This is a genomic window from Atopobacter sp. AH10, from assembly GCF_003664595.1.
Taxonomy (GTDB): Bacteria; Bacillota; Bacilli; order Lactobacillales; family Aerococcaceae; genus Atopobacter.
This window is the reverse complement of the sequence record NZ_QXPZ01000043.1, coordinates 1-17,006: the sequence shown is the minus strand read 5'-3', so window position 1 is coordinate 17,006 and position 17,006 is coordinate 1. Positions and strand designations below refer to the sequence as shown.

Annotated in this window: 14 protein-coding genes; 10 read left to right on the top strand and 4 right to left on the bottom strand. The window is 40.0% G+C overall.

Going from position 1 to position 17,006, the window contains the following annotated elements:
• Positions 1 to 26: 26 nt before the first annotated feature.
• A complete protein-coding gene (locus D3H64_RS08550; protein ID WP_121565829.1) occupies positions 27 to 1,406 on the bottom strand; it encodes an MATE family efflux transporter in 1,380 nt (459 codons plus the stop codon).
• A gap of 500 nt (positions 1,407 to 1,906) precedes the next feature.
• Here D3H64_RS08550 and D3H64_RS08545 point away from each other — a divergent pair, with 500 nt between their 5' ends.
• The 5 genes from D3H64_RS08545 to D3H64_RS08525 all read left to right on the top strand — a co-directional run bounded on the left by D3H64_RS08545 (position 1,907) and on the right by D3H64_RS08525 (position 5,942).
• On the top strand, positions 1,907 to 2,683 hold the full coding sequence (locus D3H64_RS08545; RefSeq protein WP_121565828.1) for a ParA family protein: 777 nt from the start codon (positions 1,907 to 1,909) through the stop codon (positions 2,681 to 2,683).
• Complete coding sequence (locus D3H64_RS08540) at positions 2,664 to 3,620, top strand: ParB/RepB/Spo0J family partition protein (RefSeq protein WP_121565827.1); 957 nt, start codon at positions 2,664 to 2,666, stop codon at positions 3,618 to 3,620. Before D3H64_RS08545 ends, D3H64_RS08540 begins: the two co-directional genes overlap by 20 nt.
• Before the next feature lie 99 nt (positions 3,621 to 3,719).
• Positions 3,720 to 3,917, top strand: coding sequence for a DUF951 domain-containing protein (locus D3H64_RS08535; RefSeq protein WP_121565826.1), 198 nt, complete (start codon positions 3,720 to 3,722; stop codon positions 3,915 to 3,917).
• Positions 3,918 to 4,038: 121 nt separating this feature from the next.
• Entirely contained in the window at positions 4,039 to 5,139 is a 1,101-nt protein-coding gene (gene ychF / locus D3H64_RS08530; protein WP_121565825.1) for a redox-regulated ATPase YchF, read from the top strand.
• Between the two features lie 77 nt (positions 5,140 to 5,216).
• Positions 5,217 to 5,942, top strand: coding sequence for a DUF1129 domain-containing protein (locus D3H64_RS08525; RefSeq protein WP_121565824.1), 726 nt, complete (start codon positions 5,217 to 5,219; stop codon positions 5,940 to 5,942).
• Between the two features lie 240 nt (positions 5,943 to 6,182).
• Here D3H64_RS08525 and guaB read toward each other — a convergent pair whose 3' ends face one another.
• Positions 6,183 to 7,664 (bottom strand): IMP dehydrogenase, encoded by a 1,482-nt coding sequence (gene guaB, locus D3H64_RS08520; protein ID WP_121565823.1) that lies wholly within the window; start codon positions 7,662 to 7,664, stop codon positions 6,183 to 6,185.
• A 323-nt stretch (positions 7,665 to 7,987) separates the two neighbouring features.
• On the opposite strand from guaB, the gene D3H64_RS08515 reads away from it, so the two are divergent.
• The 3 genes from D3H64_RS08515 to D3H64_RS08505 all read left to right on the top strand — a co-directional run bounded on the left by D3H64_RS08515 (position 7,988) and on the right by D3H64_RS08505 (position 11,434).
• The gene (locus D3H64_RS08515) at positions 7,988 to 8,680 is read left to right on the top strand and encodes a response regulator transcription factor (RefSeq protein WP_121565822.1); all 693 of its coding nucleotides are present in this window, start codon (positions 7,988 to 7,990) and stop codon (positions 8,678 to 8,680) included.
• The gene (locus D3H64_RS08510) at positions 8,670 to 9,974 is read left to right on the top strand and encodes a cell wall metabolism sensor histidine kinase WalK (RefSeq protein ID WP_121565821.1); all 1,305 of its coding nucleotides are present in this window, start codon (positions 8,670 to 8,672) and stop codon (positions 9,972 to 9,974) included. The genes D3H64_RS08515 and D3H64_RS08510 overlap by 11 nt, the downstream gene beginning before the upstream one ends.
• 140 nt (positions 9,975 to 10,114) lie before the next feature.
• A complete protein-coding gene (locus D3H64_RS08505) occupies positions 10,115 to 11,434 on the top strand; it encodes a D-alanyl-D-alanine carboxypeptidase family protein (RefSeq protein WP_121565820.1) in 1,320 nt (439 codons plus the stop codon).
• A 274-nt stretch (positions 11,435 to 11,708) separates the two neighbouring features.
• On the opposite strand, the gene D3H64_RS08500 is transcribed toward D3H64_RS08505, so the two are convergent.
• Positions 11,709 to 12,719, bottom strand: a complete 1,011-nt coding sequence (locus D3H64_RS08500) for a YeiH family protein (protein ID WP_121565819.1) — start codon at positions 12,717 to 12,719, stop codon at positions 11,709 to 11,711.
• Positions 12,720 to 13,254: 535 nt separating this feature from the next.
• On the opposite strand from D3H64_RS08500, the gene serS reads away from it, so the two are divergent.
• Both serS and msrA read left to right on the top strand, forming a co-directional pair.
• Positions 13,255 to 14,544, top strand: a complete 1,290-nt coding sequence (gene serS / locus D3H64_RS08495) for a serine--tRNA ligase (protein ID WP_121565818.1) — start codon at positions 13,255 to 13,257, stop codon at positions 14,542 to 14,544.
• Positions 14,545 to 14,977: 433 nt separating this feature from the next.
• Entirely contained in the window at positions 14,978 to 15,496 is a 519-nt protein-coding gene (msrA, locus tag D3H64_RS08490) for a peptide-methionine (S)-S-oxide reductase MsrA (protein WP_121565817.1), read from the top strand.
• Between the two features lie 211 nt (positions 15,497 to 15,707).
• Here the strand turns inward: msrA and D3H64_RS08485 are convergent, their stop codons facing one another.
• On the bottom strand, positions 15,708 to 16,667 hold the full coding sequence (locus D3H64_RS08485; protein WP_121565816.1) for a N(4)-(beta-N-acetylglucosaminyl)-L-asparaginase: 960 nt from the start codon (positions 16,665 to 16,667) through the stop codon (positions 15,708 to 15,710).
• Between the last annotated feature and the right edge of the window lie 339 nt (positions 16,668 to 17,006).

Below are 17,006 nucleotides of genomic sequence, written 5' to 3'. Positions count from 1 at the left end.
AATGCTTAAGAAGCTAAAAAGAGGACTTAAGCTTCCTTTGGCATATGCTTAAAGGTTATGAATAAGGCGATGATAGTGGTCAAAAAGGCCACTAAATCTGTAATAGGCCCTGCGTACATTACCCCATCAATTCCCATGAATTTCGGTAGAATGATCATGAGAGGGAGAAGGACAAGTACTTGTTTAATTAAACTGAGGAGAGCACCTGTCTTCGGAGAATCAATGGTTGGAAAGAAAGTGGCTCCAGGTAATTGGATGCCATTTAAAATGGTGAAGAAAAGGAAGGTTCGTAGGTAGCGGCTAGCATAAGCGTAGTAAGCCTTACTACCTGAGCCAAAGAGTTTAATGAGCTCTTGTGGGAAGAAGACGAAGACTAAAAAAGCTATAGTGGAAATGATAATAGAAGTTTGTAGGACTAAACGCATGGTGGAGCGTACCCGTTGATAATTTTTTGCACCATAATTATAAGAAAAGATCGGCTGAGCGCCTTGGACGATACCCAAAATGATGGCTAAAAAGATCATGTTGATTTTGGCAACGATTCCGGCCACTGCTATGGGGATATTTGCACCTAAATCGGAATGGGAGCCGTAGTAGCGCAACATATTGTTCATAGTGATTTGAATGATGGCATTAGAGAATTGAAATACAAAAGAAGCCATACCTAGAGAAAGAAATGTCTTGATAGATTGCCATCTTGGAATGAAATCATTAGGACATAAATTGACAGATTTAAAGTTGCGGAAATAAAGCATGAGTAAGAGGGCAGAAATGATTTGGCTGATGACTGTTGCCCATGCTGCTCCAGCAATTCCCATATGAAAAACAAAGATGAACAGAGGATCTAGGAGAGTATTCAGTAAAGCTCCTGATAGAATGGCTAGCATAGAATACATTGGAGAGCGATCTGCCCTTACGATGGGATTAATTCCCATGGAAAAGAGAACGAAGGGAATGCCAAAAGAAGTAATTCCAGTGTAGGACATGGCATAGGGAAGGATGTCTTTACTTGCACCGAAAAAATGCATGAGGGGTTCTAGAAAGGAAAGAACAGCTATACAGATGAAAATGCCAGATAAAAGAAGTGTACTACAAGCTGATCCGACGACTTGACGAGCTTTCAAGGGATTTCCACGCCCTAATTCAAGATTAAAGGAAGAGGAGGCGCCAATTCCTGTCATTAAGCCAATGGCTAAGCAAAGGGTGACAATAGGGAAAGCAATAGTAGTGGCAGCATTTCCTAAATAGCCTACCCCTTGTCCAATAAAAATTTGGTCAACAATATTGTAAAGGGCATTCACCAGATTGGCGATCACTGATGGTATAGCGAGGGATCGGAGCAATGGAGCTAGAGACTTAGTTGCAAGAACATTTATATCGTGTGATGAAGTAGTTTGTTCAGACATTAAAAACCTCCTTAAATAGTTGTAAAAAGTAGGCAGCAGTAAAAAACGACAGGTCAAACAATCGAGTGTGCCGTTTAGGTTGAATAAGTGAAAAAGTAAACAAGAGGGCAAGTACTGAAGCAACTCAAAGTGTATAAGAAAAGTAGTGGCTCATTTGCAAGTTCTTGGATAGCTAATGCCTTTTAGGGGCTAGTTTGACTAAGGATTTCATCTTTGGGCTAGTAGGGCACTACAGAGATAGAACAACGAAAAATAAAGCGATCTCTATAAAGAGTCGCCAAGCTAGTTATAATTTCATTTTATCGATAGAGGGAGGGGCTTGTCAATGAATCTGCTTGTCCCAGTGAATGGATGAAAATAAGGGCGCAAGGGAAAAGGATATATCGTCTATTCGAATCTATTGGATGAAAGAGTAACTAAGGGAATAGCCCTTTTATCTATATTCCTAGTTCGTTTTTTGGTATGATAGAATGGACAAAATATGATTTGGAGGGGCGCATATGACACGAGTTATAGCAATAGCCAATCAAAAAGGTGGCGTGGGGAAAACAACAACTGCGGTGAATTTAGCAGCAGGCCTAGCCTATTTGAAGCAACGAGTGTTGTTGATAGATAGTGACCCTCAAGGTAATGCCAGCAGTGGTTTAGGCGTAGACAGGCAGTCTCTATCGGCAGATATTTATGATGTCTTAGTCAATGAAGTGGATATAGAAGAAGTCATTGTTTCAACCAGTCGTGAAGGTTTAGATTTAATTCCTTCTAGTATTGCATTGGCAGGTGCAGAAGTTGAATTAACGCAAGCAGATAGACGGGAATTGAGATTAAAGCAGGCAATAGATCAGTTGCCTAAAGATCGCTATGATTTTATTTTTATCGATTGTCCTCCATCATTAGGGCATTTAACGATTAATGCTTTTACAGCGGCACAAAAGGTGTTAATACCAGTCCAATGTGAGTATTATGCCCTTGAAGGTTTATCACAATTGATGAACACGATTACCATGGTTCGCAAGCATTTTAACCCAGATATAAAAATTGAGGGTGTCTTGTTGACCATGTATGATTCCAGAACGAACTTGGGAAGTGAAGTGAGAGATGAGGTTCGGAAATATTTCCAAGAGAAAGTTTACGAAACGATTATCGCACGTAATGTTCGCTTATCAGAAGCCCCTAGTTATGGCTTGTCTATTATTGATTATGATTTGAAATCCAAAGGTGGCCAAGCCTATTTGTCTTTGGCAAAGGAAGTGATCTCACATGGCGAAACGTCCAAATAAAGGTTTAGGACGGGGAATAGAAGCCCTTTTTCCATCTGAAGTAATAGGGGAAGAAGAGGAAAAAGAAAAAGCAAAAGAGCAAAAAGTGGATAAGAAAGCTGCTAAAGAAGACATAGGAGATAAAGCAAATGATTCTTTAGAAGCAGTTAGGCAAGTTAAGCTGACGGATATAAGAAGTAACCCTTATCAACCACGGACAAATTTCGATGAAGACAAGCTCAAAGAATTGGCGCAGTCTATTCAAGAAAACGGGGTATTTCAACCTATTATTGTTCGTCGGTCGGCTATTAAGGGATATGATCTTGTCGCAGGAGAACGTCGCTTACGAGCCAGTGAATTGGCAGGAATGGCAACTATTCCAGCGATTGTCAGGGATTATCTCGATGATGAGATGCTCCAGATTGCTATCATTGAAAACTTACAAAGGGAAGATCTCTCTCCAATAGAAGAAGCACTAGCTTATCAAAGCCTGATGGATCACTTGCAAATGACTCAAGCAGAGGTCGGAGAAAAAGTTGGGAAGAGTAGGTCTTATGTAGCTAATTTATTGCGATTGTTGACTCTCCCTTTAGCTATGCAAGATTTGGTTGATAAAGGGGAACTATCTGTTGGACATGGACGAGCTCTTTTGGCTGTGGAAGATGATGAAGTCCGTCAAAAATTGGTGAAAGAGATCCTTAAAAGAGGGATGTCAGTTCGTGAATTGGAAGAACGTATTCGTCAATTACAAGCGGAAAAGCCGAAGAAAGTAGTCAAAGAGGTCAAGCAAAAATCTCCATATATTGTGGCCTTTGAAGACCGCTTGATGGATAAATTTGGGACGAATGTCTCCATTTTACCTAAGGGAGATTCTGGGAAAATCCAGATAGATTATTTATCTAAAGATGACTTACAGAGAATCCTTGACTTGCTTGAGATTCGTTTAGATGAAGAATAATAAGGGAATAAATGGAGAAAAGCTAAGATTTGGAGTAAATTGTTGGCTTAGATCCAGACAAAAAGCAAAGAATCTGTACATAGAAGGGTGGGGAAGCTTATGGCAGATAAAAATTTTCAACTGCATGACCAGGTGGAAATGAAAAAACCTCATGCTTGCCAGACCAATCTTTGGGAGATTATTCGCATGGGGATGGACATCAAGATTAAATGTGTCAAATGCGATCAAATCGTTATGATGCCACGTCGGGAGTTTACTCGTAAAATGCGAAGAGTTGTCGTCCATCACGAAGATTAAACTCTTGATCGATCAAAAAATGAAATATAAAAGGGGTCAATTTACCGCCAATCGATGAGAATCAGGCTAGCCTATTGACCTAAAAAAAGATGAAAAACAAAGAAGGAAGAGTGAAAAAGAAATGCCATTAACAGCAGGTATTGTCGGTCTCCCTAACGTTGGGAAGTCGACTTTGTTTAACGCCATTACGAAAGCCGGTGTCGAAGCCGCCAACTACCCTTTTGCGACGATTGACCCAAATGTTGGGGTTGTAGAAGTACCTGATAAACGATTAGATGCATTAGCAGAATTGGTTCACCCACAACGGACAGTTCCAGCTACCGTGGAATTTACAGATATTGCTGGGATTGTTAAGGGGGCATCTAAGGGAGAAGGCTTAGGGAACAAATTTTTAAGTCATATCCGGCAAGTTGATGCTATTTGCCATGTGGTGCGTTGCTTTGAAGATAGCAATATCACTCACGTAGCAGGGAAGATCGATCCTCTTGACGATATAGAAACGATTAATATGGAATTAGTCTTAGCAGATTTAGAATCTGTGGACAAACGTTACAGTCGAGTGGAAAAGATGGCAAAAGCTAAAGACAAGGCTGCTGTGGAAGAATTCAAAGTCCTTCAAAAAATTAAGCCGGTTCTTGAGGCAGGTAAATCAGTTCGGACGATTGAATTTACAGATGAAGAATTACCGATTGTTAAGGGACTGTTCCTTTTGACAGCTAAACCAGTTCTTTATGTCGCTAATGTAGAAGACGATGCAGCTAGACAAGACACGGATGATGCTCATGTGGCTAAAGTTCGAGATTTTGCAGCTAGTGAAGGGGCGGAAGTCGTTGTCGTCAGCGCACGTACTGAAGAAGAAATTGCTGAAATGGATGAAGAAGATAAGAAAATGTTCCTAGAAGATATGGGCTTAGAAGAATCTGGTTTGGATATTTTGATTCAACGGGCCTATCGTTTACTTGGCTTAGCGACTTACTTCACGGCTGGGGAAAAGGAAGTTCGAGCTTGGACATTTAAACAAGGGATGAAGGCGCCACAAGCTGCTGGGGTCATCCATAGCGACTTTGAAAAAGGATTTATTCGTGCAGAAACTATTGCTTATGAAGATTTACTAGCTGATGGTGGTATGCAGCAAGCTAAAGAAGCCGGCCATATGCGCTTAGAAGGTAAAGATTATATCGTTAACGATGGCGATGTGATGTTGTTCCGCTTTAACGTGTAGAGTAGACCGGGACTAGGCAATCGTAAGTTCTTCTACTAGAGTTTATAGGGATAAGAGCAGGTAAGGAGTATTAGACTATGTTGGATAAAATGAAGAAAGATAACAAAGAAGAGAAAGTAACCCTCACATTTGAAGAAGTACAAAAAGCCAATGAAGAATTTTTGGGGAAACTCACTCATAAAAACAATCAATATATCCGCCAAGTGGATAAATTTTTAGGAGCAGAAGGCTGGACGGAAGAAAAACGTAGTCGCCACCTCTTTATGATCTTACCAGCAATTATCAAGGCTCAAGCAGAAGGGAAACCTGCTCGACGGTTGTTGGGCACTCCTAATGCCTATGTTTACAAACTTTTGCATGGGGATAAACCTCAAGGAGTGCAAGCAGAAGAAATGTCTCCTGACTGGCAAGTTTTTGTAGACGGTAGCCTTTTGCTAGGGGGATTATTTGCATTAGTTTCTGGTGTGACCTCTTTGTTTAATCCTGGAAAGGCTCAAGTGATGGGGATTATTTCTCTTTTGATCAACTTCATTGTAGGAGGTTTGATGCTCCTCATATTAAATAAAAACATGCCATCATTAGATCCATCATCGAAAAAGAAACAAGGCTGGATTCGTTATATTATCGTTTCTGCGATATCGGCCACACTTTGGGTTCTTTTAATTAGTTTGTCACAATCAGCTGTTCCAGCTAGCATTAACCCTGTTTTGCCACCGATTGCTTATATCCTTATTGCGTTAGCAGCTTTTGTAGGGAAATACTTTTTCAAACGGCATTTTAATGTACGAACGAAAACACTCTAATGTCTAAAATCCTCAAACTTTCAGAATTTGAGCTAGCCTCTAATGGAATATGGGGAAATTTTGGCACTTTGTCAAATTTTGTTGTTGGTAAATTTTTGAGAAATTTATAGGGGGAGCAACTGGAAGTTCCCTCAAAAATGAAAGAAGCACACTGACTGTAGGATAAGCCCTACAATCGATGTGCTTCTTGTTTGTTTTATGATAGGGTCTATCAAGGGAATGACCCGTATAGAGTTGAAACTAATCGTGTAAAGAATAGTTTGGAGCTTCTTTAGTGATTTGAATATCATGTGGGTGCGATTCTTTTAAACCTGCTCCAGTCATGCGAACAAATTGAGAGTTTTCGCGAAGTTCTTGCAAGTTATGAGCGCCAACATATCCCATACCACTTCTTAAACCGCCAAGCATTTGGAAGATAATATCGCTCGCCTTACCCTTGTAAGAAACGCGCCCTTCGATCCCTTCAGGAACCAATTTGTTGGCTTCTGTTTTTTCTTGGAAGTAGCGATCGCTAGAACCGTGTTGCATAGCAGCCAGGCTCCCCATCCCACGGTAGGTTTTGAAGCGACGTCCTTGATAAAGTTCGAATTCACCAGGAGATTCATCTGTTCCCGCAAGCATGCTACCTAACATAACGGCATGGCCACCAGCTGCCAGTGCTTTAACGATATCTCCAGAATATTTAATCCCACCATCAGCGATAATTGGTTTACCAAATTCTCTAGCTACTGTTGCACAGTCATAAATAGCTGTGATTTGAGGCATACCGACACCTGCAACCACACGAGTGGTACAAATAGAACCAGGGCCAATCCCAACTTTTACGATATCCACACCCGTTTCAAAGAGAGCCCGTGTAGCTTCTCCAGTGCAGACGTTTCCGGCGATCAAAGTTTTATCTGGGAAAGTTTCCCGAATCTCTCTGATCTTCCGAATAACCCCAGCAGAGTGTCCGTGAGCGGTATCGATGACAATGGCATCGGCTCCTGCTTCAAATAGAGCACTAGCACGCTTGAAAGTATCTTTGGTGACACCAACAGCTGCAGCAACCAAAAGGCGGCCATGTTCATCTTTAGCTGAGTTAGGGTATTGGATCACTCGTTCAATATCTTTGATCGTGATTAATCCAGACAAGCGTCCCTCTTTATCCACAAGAGGTAATTTTTCAATTTTGTGGCGTTGAAGGATAGCTTCAGCTTCTTTCAGGGAAGTACCGATTGGAGCAGTTACTAGGTCTTCACTGGTCATGACATCTTTAATAGCGATGGAGTAGTCAGTGATAAAGCGAAGGTCACGATTAGTTAAAATACCTACTAACTTTTTGTTTTCCATGGTTTCAACAATTGGCACACCGCTAATGCGGTATTGACTCATCAATTTTTCTGCATCCAAAACTAAATGCTCAGGAGTTAAGAAGAAAGGATTGATGATGACACCAGATTCAGAGCGTTTAACAATGTTGACATGTTCAGCTTGTTCCTCGATAGACATGTTTTTATGGATGACACCTAACCCACCTTGGCGAGCTAGAGCAATAGCCATCTTACTGTCTGTAACGGTATCCATTGATGCACTCAATATCGGAATGTGCAAGTTTAGATTTGGAGCTAATTGCACACTAAGGTCAACATCATTTGGCAGAACGTGGCTTTCTTGAGGAATAAGCAAGACATCGTCAAAAGTTAAACCTTCTTTTTTGAATTTATCTTCCCAATTTGTCACGGGTAAACCTCCTTGGTAAAAGTTAAACGAAATGATATTGCTACTAAGTTAACACCAATCAGTTAAAATTACAATCTATTTCTTGCTTGAAAATCATTTATGAGTAAAATTTAAGATTATGCCAAGTTTAAGGGGGAAGATTAGCCTTTTTTAGGGAATTTGTTACAATATAGACAAAGGATAGCCTTTCCAGTTTAGCGGTATTTTGCTGAATTATCCGCTTTCTTACTAATGAGAGGAAAATGGATGATTTTAGGCGGGGAAAGGCTGTAGGCAGCTAGTTAGTTGATCCATCAAATGAAAAAGGAATGAGGGAGAGCTCTATGAAGATTTTAGTCGTTGACGATGATCGCGAAATTGTAGAATTGTTAACCATTTACTTAAAGAACGAAAATTTTGAAATTGTTAAAGCTTATAACGGTTTAGAAGCATTGAAGAAATTGTACGAGCAAGACGACATTGACTTGATGATTTTGGATATTATGATGCCAAAGAAAAATGGGATAGAAGTCTTAAAGGAAATTAGGGAAGAAAACCGTAATCTTTCCATTATCATGCTCAGTGCTAAATCGACCGATATGGATAAAATCCAAGGTTTGACAACTGGGGCAGATGATTATGTGACTAAACCATTTAATCCATTAGAAGTAGTGGCTCGGGTGAAATCTCTCTTGAGAAGAAGTCATATTTCCCAAACCAACGAAGAACCTGAAGAAATTGAGATCGGCCCTTTGAAAATCAACAAGATATCTCATGAAGTTGTGACACTTGCTGGGAAACATGTACAATTAACCGCCTTAGAATTTGGGATTCTCTATCTATTAGCTAGTCATCCTAATCGTGTTTATTCAGCGGACGAGATATTTGAAATTGTTTGGCAACAAGATTCAGTTGTATCAGCGAAAACAGTTATGGTTCATGTGAGTCATTTGCGGGATAAAATATCGGAAGCGACAGACGGGGATAAGGTTATTGAAACCGTTTGGGGTGTAGGGTATAAGATCGATGATCGCTAAGAGTCTAGAAGCAGAGGAGAAAGTAGAAAAAAAGGAGAGGCAAGCTGAGAAAAAGGGCAAACACTTTTCTTTTTGTCAGAAGTCTTTTAAAAAGACCTTAAGCAAGAAAAAAGGAAAGAAACCACTCTTGAAATTAACTTCAAGAGAAAAGAGTGAGTTGATTTTTGAAGGAATTTTTACGGCAGCCCTAATGTTTCTGATTTATATGGGCGTTAGTCTGATCATGGGGGAATTGTGGGGAGTCTACTTACACCGCTTGCTTTTAGAAAATGCTGTAGATAATTCTCTTCAAGTCACGGTAACGAACTTTACTCTTTATAAAACGGCCTTTGACTTAGCTGTTTTAGCTTTAGGGGCTATTGTCATTTATTGGAGACTTGCTCGTCGTTATAGGCAAATGCAGTTGCGCCATGTCTTATCAGAGTTGCATTATATAGCTTCTGGACATTTTGACTATCAAATTCCATTCAAAGTAGAAGGTGAATTGGAAGAAGTAGTGAACTCTATTAATAGTCTGGTGGCAAATACGGTGGCTTCGATGGAAGAAGAACGGCGTATTGAACAAAGTAAAGACGAATTGATTACGAATGTGTCCCATGATATTAGGACGCCTTTGACCTCTATTATTGGTTATTTGGGTTTAGTGAAAAATGAGCACTATGAGAATGAAGAAGAACGCAAACGCTATGTGGATATTGCAGAAAACAAAGCTCAACAAATGAAGCATTTGGTAGATGATCTTTTCGAATACACGACGACGAGGACAGTCAGCCATCAATTGAATAAGCAAGATGTTGACTTGGCGAGATTCATGGAGCAGATTGCTGCTGAATTTGAATGGGAAGCCAGCCGTAAGGGGATGAAGATAGAAGTTGATGAAGAGTTATCTAATCTATCTTTGAAGATCCCTATCGATCCGGTAAAGATGGTAAGAGTATTTGGAAATATCATTACCAATGCCATGAAATATGGAGGTCATTCTACCTATATTCGTATCTCGGCTAAGTTAGATAAGGAAAAAGATGTTATTCATATTCGATTGGCCAACAATGGAGAAGCTATCCCAGAGGAAAGTCTCAAGCAATTATTTAAACGTTTTTACCGTGTCGAAGGATCACGATCGGTGGAAACAGGTGGAGCTGGATTAGGTTTAGCTATTTCAGAAAATATTGTCCGTCTACATCAAGGGGATATATATGCGCAATCCAATGAAGAAGAAACAGCTTTTGTGGTGACTTTACCCTTGACGGATCCGGAGAAAGGTAAGGTAAAATTAGAGCTAAACCATCGTTAATACTGTTAAATAAACCAAATGATACATATTCTAATTAAAAGAGACCAAGCTGGGAGCTAAATGCTCGTTTAGCTTGGTCTATATTGTTTTAAGGAGAGGATTTCTCTATAATGTGGAAGAGAATAAAGTGTTAAGAAGGGATGAGTGAAGTGAATCGGCCAAAGCTGATGAATTGGATACTAGGAGTTTTTACGTTAGTGACCTTTGCCTTGCTAGGCATTAGTCCAGTTCCGAATGCTGGACAACCAGTTGTGATGAAACCAACGATTGAAGCAAAGGCGGCTGTGGTAGCAAATGAAGCAAGTGGTAAGGTTTTGTTTGACCAAAATGGGTCAGAACAACTGCCAATAGCTTCTATGACTAAAGTCATTACAGCCTATATTATTTATCAAAAAATAGCTAATGGCGAGATTCATTGGAAAGATCAAGTGCCGGTCAGCCAGTATGCTCATGATATTTCCGGTAATTATGAATTGAGTAATGTGCCTTTGAGCATGGTTGAACACTATACGGTTCAACAATTAATGGAGACTCTCTTCATTTATTCTTCCAATGCTTCTGCCATCGCTCTAGCGGAATATGCTAGCGGATCCGAAAAAGCTTTTGTGAAAGAAATGTCGTCCTTTTTAGAGTCTTTGGGAATTGAAAATTATCAACTATTTAATGCATCAGGCTTGACCAATAATTTGTTGGGTAAATATATGAAAAAAGACTTTAAAGCAGATGCAGAAAATGAATTGTCTGCTCGAGATATGGCTTTAGTATGTAAGAAAATTATAGATGACTATCCAGAAGTATTGAAAATAGCTCGTATGGATAACGTAAGTTTTGTTGCTGATTCCATCACAACTGTAGAAATGAAAAACTTTAACCATATGTTGCCAGGTCGTAGTTCCTACTATAAAGGAGTGGATGGACTGAAGACTGGGACGACGGAAGGTGCAGGCCCGTCTTTTGCTGGGACGGTGAAGCGAGGTGGGGTACGCTTAGTCAGTGTAGTTATCGGAGCTAAAGAACCAGAAGCCCGCTTTAGTGAAACGGCAAGACTCTATGATTATATTTTCGATAAATTTGACCTCGTTCCTATTCTTGCTAAAGGCTCTCCTGTAAAAGGAAAATCCTTAGAAGTGGTCAAGGGGAAAGAAAAACAGCTGCCTATTGCCTATGGGAAAACCGTGAATCTGCACGTTACCAAGGGAACAAATCATGTAAAAGATTTAGAAAGTAAAGTATCTATAGACTATACTTTGCCAAATGAGGATGGAAAATTATTAGCCCCAATAAAAAAAGGGCAAAAAGTAGGACTGGCTTATGTCAGTCAAACGGATAGCGATGGTTATTTACAGTATGATAGAAAAGGAGAAGCTGTGCCAATTGTTGCTTCTAAAGAAGTGAAAGAGGCTAACTTTATTGTTAGAGCTTTTCATGACCTTTGGCGAAAAATTAAACTGGCTTTTTAAACAAGTAAAGGATTTTAGTGGCTGGACTAAAAACAAGTGAATGAAAGGCCTGATCTTTTTAGAATAGAGAAGAAGGAAGAAAAGGATCAGTTATGAAGTGGCTTCAAAAAGCGCCAAGTAGCGAACAAATGCCTCAATAGAGCTTGTCAAAAAGCTAAATAATGAGAGAATTTTGTACTTGTGCTCTTCAATAAAATTTAAAGCTCTAAAAGCTGATTGCTATCAGTTTTTAGAGCTTTTTTAGTGGGGGTGCTTACTGCCTTAAAACTCCCATTTAGAGATTAAAAAGATAAAGGTAAGTGATCGATGCAATCACTTGGGCAAGTCCGACAGCTAGTCCGTATAAAAGGAAACGAGGCCCTTCTTCTATAAAAGTACGGAAATTGAGTCGTAAGCCAATCGCTGCAAGAGCGGTAGTTTCTAGCCAACCAGATAAAAATTTAGCGCCGTTACTGAAGAATGCCGGGAGAGTCAAAGAGCTATTTAATAAGCAAAACAAAAGAAAGCTAACGACATACCAAGGCAATTTAAATTTAGGTCGAGAGCTTTGCCCTTCAAAAGGAATGCCACTTTTATGGCCTTTCCGTTCTACAAATTGTTGGAAAGCTAAAACGACAAAGGCTAAAAACATTATCCGAATGATCTTAAAGAGCATAGAGTAAGTTACAACGGATTCATCTAGCAAACTACTAGCAGCAACTACTTGCCCGACAGATTGTAAGTTTCCTCCAATCATGGCGCTCTTTTCAATCAGATTATTGCCATAAAGAGTTAGAGCTAAGAAGGGTAAGGAAAGCATCATAACGGTCCCGAGAAGGTTAACGAGAGTAATCATTTGCCCCTTTTCTTCGTCACTAGCACCGATAGTTGGTGCAATAGAACCTATAGCAGAAGAGCCGCAAATAGCGTTACCGCCAGCCATTAAGAGAGAGGCAGTGGTAGAAAAATGTAATTTTTGACCAATAGAATAAGCGGATACAATAGTGGTTAACATCAGTAAAAGAGTGAATAAAATACCCTTTAAACCTAATTCTCCAATCGTGTTAAAAGTAACTGTAGCACCCAAAAGTACCACTGAACATTCCAAAAAACGTGATTCGACAAATTTGGTACCCTTTTGAAGACAGGCTTGCCTGAAGTAAGTGTTTCCCAATAAAATGCCAATAAGGATGGACAAGGTAGCACCGCCCAGTTGAGGCAAATAATAGCCTAAGCTTTTACCGAGCACGGCGACAAAGAAGGCTAAGAGTAAGCCTGGGAAAATCGCTTTTAGCTTTTCTGACATAGAATTTCTCCTTTTCTTGTGCGTTAGTGAGCAAGGACTAGTCATAGGTAATAATTTGGCTGATGAGTCTATGGACTAGTCTTACTCAGCTGATTGTATCAAATTTTCAAAGGCTTGTGGGGAATAAAGCACAAAATGAACTAATGATAGAATTTTTCGAAAGAGAGGACTTTTGATAGTAATAAGCTAATAGATGCCTCCCTAGTCTAGCAAGCTTTACTTGAATTATATCTTGAGTTGTGTATAATGAAATCAACAGATCTTTGACTAGTAAGTTAGGGTGGACCACTAGAGAATCAGCGGTTGGTGGAAGCTGATCTAAGCCCCAACTGAATCCGTAAAGAGTATCGACAGCGAGAAATCTATACAGAATAAGTTGTCGCGGGTGGCCGTTATCCCTAATGGAGTGCATATAGTTGCTTAGTTTCAACTAGTGAAGCAGGGTGGTACCGCGATGAACTGTCTAATCGTCCCTAAGTAAGGGAATGATAGACGGTTTTTTTGTTAGAGACGAAAGCTTAGAGGGGGAAGAAAAATGTTAGATCGCAAATATGTATTAGACCATTTGGAAGAGTTACGGCCAGTATTTCACGCACGTGGAGTAGCAGATGAAGCTTTGAATCGCTATGTTCAATTAGACCAAGAGCGTCGGGATATTATTCAAGAAGTGGAACAGCTTCGTCAGGAAAGGAATAGCCAATCTGCTGCTATTGCCCAATTAAAGAAAGCTGGGCAAAATGATGAGGCTCAAAAGGCGATTAAAGCCACTCGTGAAATTGGTGAAAAGATTGCTAAAGAAGATGTTCGCCTGAGTGAAGTAGAAGAAGAATTCCAAGATCTCGCTTCTCGTATGCCTAACCTTCCTCATGAATCTGTGCCATATGGCGAAGATGAAAATGATAATGTGGAACAACGTCGGGTTGGAACACCACGTCAGTTCGATTTCCCGATTAAAGCTCATTGGGATTTAGGGGAAGATCTCAATATATTGGACTTTAACCGTGGCGCTAAAATTTCAGGAAGTCGTTTCTTGTTTTATAGAGGTTTAGGAGCTCGCTTGGAACGTGCCTTATATAACTTTATGCTAGATATGCACGTCTATGAACAAGGTTATACAGAAATGCTACCACCATACTTGGTTACCGCAGAAACTATGTATGGGACAGGTCAATTCCCTAAATTTAAGGAAGATGTTTTTCAAATGCATGGGTCTAAAGAGTTAACTTTGATTCCGACAGCTGAAGTGCCTTTGACAAACTATTATGCACAAGAAATTTTAAATGAAGAAGATTTGCCAATTTACTTTACAGCTTTAAGTCCAGCCTTTCGTTCTGAAGCAGGGTCTGCTGGCCGGGATACTCGTGGTTTAATTCGTCTCCACCAATTTAACAAAGTAGAAATGGTGAAATTTAGTAAGCCGGAAGAATCTTTTAACGAGTTGGAAAAAATGACCCAAAATGCAGAAGAAATCTTGAAACGTTTGGGCCTGCCGTATCGAGTAATTACTTTATGTACAGGGGACATGGGCTTCTCTGCAGCTAAAACGTATGATATTGAAGTTTGGATGCCAGCTCAAAACACCTATCGTGAAATTTCTTCTTGCTCTAATTGCGTAGACTTTCAAGCACGTCGAGCACAAATCCGTTACCGTGACAAGGATGGAAAGGTGAAATTTGTACATACTTTAAACGGGTCAGGTCTAGCTGTTGGACGGACTGTTGCAGCTCTACTAGAAAACTATCAAGAAGAAGATGGATCCGTTCTTATTCCAGAAGCTTTACGCCCTTATATGAATGGCTTGGAACGAATCAGTCCAGAAGCTTAAGGAAAGAGGATAGAACATTTAGGAGTCAGCACTCCTTGACTGTACTTACATAGAAGGTCGTTGAAATAAAGAGATGAAGGGAAAGTTGGTTAAAATAAGACTAACTTAGCCCTTCATTATTTTTAATGGAAGAAGTTTCGCTATTTAGTAGAGTTGCTCTTTAAAACCTAAATTCCCCCAAAATTTATCTAATGCTCAAAATGTTGGGGGAATTTAGGTTAAAATGATCAAGCTCCATTATAGGGGAGATGGATTTTTAGATATAGGGTTGAGAAGTTTTTTCTTTTCGTTCCCCTAGTTAGACGAGAACTGATTAAGGGGTATATTCCTAGAGCTTATCCTACTTTCTTAACAACTGAAGGTGACTAGAGCATTACTGTTGCAGACTAAGGGCTATCTGACTAGAATAAAATAAAAAAAGGAGGAATGACGAATGGCTATTGAACAAGCAACTTTTGCTGGAGGATGTTTTTGGTGTATGGTGAAACCTTTTGAAGAAACAGAAGGGATTATTAAGGTCGTATCTGGTTACGCTGGGGGCCATGTGGTCAATCCAACTTATCAAGAAGTTTGTTCAGGAAAGACGGGGCATACGGAAGCGGTTCAAATCACTTTTGATTCTGATAAAATAAGCTACGAAGATTTATTAAAGATCTATTGGCGACAAACAGATCCGACAGATGAATTTGGGCAATTTGCGGATAGAGGGACTAATTATCGCCCGGTGATTTTTTATCATAATCGAGAACAACGACGCCTCGCAGAAGGGAGTAAGGCGATGTTAGAACTCTCTGGGCGCTTTGATAAGCCTATTGTCACTAGTATCGAAGCTTATAGCAACTTTTATCCTGCAGAAGAAGGCCACCAAGGCTTTTATCGGACGAATCCTGAACATTACCAAGCCTATCGCCTATCTTCTGGTCGGCAAAGCTTTATTGATCAGAATTGGTAGAGTAATAGTGGAGATTTAAAGTCGGAGCTTTTAGAAGTGACTTTTAAAGGGCAAGGACGCTTGTCTTATACCTGCAAACTTTTTATAGTTGGGTCTTGAATAATGATTTGAGAATTGCCCCTAATAAAGAATAGCAAGATAAACTTACCCCCTAAAGTTGGACCTTTACATCTAACTTTAGGGGGCTTTGTGGGAAGAAGGCAGGTAAGCTTTATAGAATGGGTTCGATAGGAGCTTGACGTTCTTTAAAATACTGGGACATCCAATCTTCGCTGGCTAAATAATGTTCTATTTTCTGCCCTTTTCTTTTGCAGAGGTAGACTTTAGGAGGAAGATCCTTTTGAGCGACAACGAAAGAGAATTGGTCATTTGTAGATGCAGCCCCCCATTCACCAAATTTATTCATGGCCACAACAGATAGATCCCTTGCTAGAGATCTTCGTTTAATAAGGAGATCTTCCAAAGAAAATACTGCTCGTTCGCAAGCTGATTGGGGATCAGCGCCAAGTGACATTTCTTTGATAATGGCAAAGGAAATACTTCCTCTTAATAGGTCTTCACCAAAACCAGTGGCACAAGCAGCCCCAACATCGCTATCAGCATAAAGACCTGCACCAATGATTGGAGAATCCCCAACCCTGCCAGGCTCTTTCATAAACAGTCCAGACGTTGAAGTTCCTACAGCGAGGCGCCCGCTTGTGTCTAAAGCGATTATACCAACTGTATCGTGCCCTCTATAAACACTAGGCTTTGGATGACTTTCTTCTATTAAACGATTATTGTAAAATATGGAAGCTCGTTCAGTTAATAAAGAGCCAGTTGTAAATCCGTTGTCAGAAGCATAGGCATCAGCTCCTGGACCGGCAAGAAAATTATTTGCTTCCAGTTGACTGAGGGCATAAGCCACTTGGATAGGGTTACGTATAGTTTTTGCTGCACATATAGCACCGAAATCAAGAGAGTTACCATCCATAAAAGCAGCGTCTAACTCAACCTCTTTGTTACGATTAGGTAAGCCGCCATAACCGACCGACTTGAAGTAAGGGCAATCTTCAACAGCGCTGATCGATTGAACGACTGCTTTTGAAGCGCCCATGGAGTCTTTTAAAGCTAGATGTGCCTTTTGTATGCCGGTTAAGGACATGCACCAAGTACCTATCATTCCATACATAAATTTCACCTCGTGGATTTATTCTTACCTATAGTATAGACAGATTGAGGAGCTATATGGTTAAAAAGAGGAAAAAGAAGTGAAAATACTAAAAAATAAAAAATAGCAAAAAAATAAAAAAAAGAGTTGACCTCGATAGGATTTCTGTGCTAATCTATTAACCGTAGTCGCGCTAAGGCCTACAGCTAGTCGAGAAAAAAGTTGAAAAAACTTTTTAAAAAGTTCTTGACAAAGATATAGAGCTTTGGTAAGATGTAATAGTTGTCGCTGCTAAATACGACAACGGTTGACCTTTGACAATTGAACAAAAAGACGCACCAAAATGTGTAGGGGATGTTG